The sequence below is a fragment of the Campylobacter sp. 110 genome (assembly GCF_002383965.1).
GTDB lineage: Bacteria > Campylobacterota > Campylobacteria > Campylobacterales > Campylobacteraceae > Campylobacter_D > Campylobacter_D coli.
Genome location: NZ_NXBD01000006.1, coordinates 1 through 612, shown reverse-complemented (window position 1 = coordinate 612; position 612 = coordinate 1). Strand labels below are relative to the sequence as shown.

The following is a 612-nucleotide window of genomic DNA, read 5'->3' as shown; positions in this document are numbered from 1 at the left end:
GATATATCATAATTAGGAGAACTTGTCTTACTACTTATACTAAAATTAGTATTATTGCTAGTATTTGTTGTATTAGTAGAATTTAATACTTCACTTCTTACTAGGGTTTGTGAATTTGCATTTTGAATTTCATTTAATTTACTAGCATTTTGTTTTAAAAAAGCATTAGCAAAACTTATTTTAGAATTTTCTTTACTTTCTTTATTAGCTTTTGCTTGTGAAAGTATAGAACCATAGTTTGAGTTATCATTGATGCTAAAGATACTCATATTAATTCCTTAATTTAGATTTTTCTATTTTTTTATATAGATAAACAAGTTTTTAAACCTACTTATCCATAACCCTTAAACCCTAGTTTGTCCTATAAGATTATTAAGTCTATCCATTATAGATCCAACATAAGAATTTATACTTTCACTGCTTGCTTTCCAACCATTAGCTTTTGCTTGATGAAATTCTCTATCAAAAGAGATTCCACTGCCTACGTATACATTTTGCCATTCAACTCCTTTTTCCATTGCATAAATACCTGCATCAAGCCAGCCATCTTGTGCATAACCTTTTAATAAACTTGCAAAATCTACTTTGCCTGTCATAATGTCGTCTAAGGAA

The 612-nt window shown here is 28.3% G+C and carries 2 pseudogenes; both read right to left on the bottom strand.

From position 1 onward, the window contains the following. Positions 1–269: pseudogene (locus tag BGS43_RS00045) on the bottom strand (Cj0814 family flagellar-dependent secreted protein); the annotation flags it as partial. Positions 270–344: 75 nt separating this feature from the next. After that, a pseudogene (locus BGS43_RS00040) lies at positions 345–612 on the bottom strand (Cj0814 family flagellar-dependent secreted protein); the annotation flags it as partial.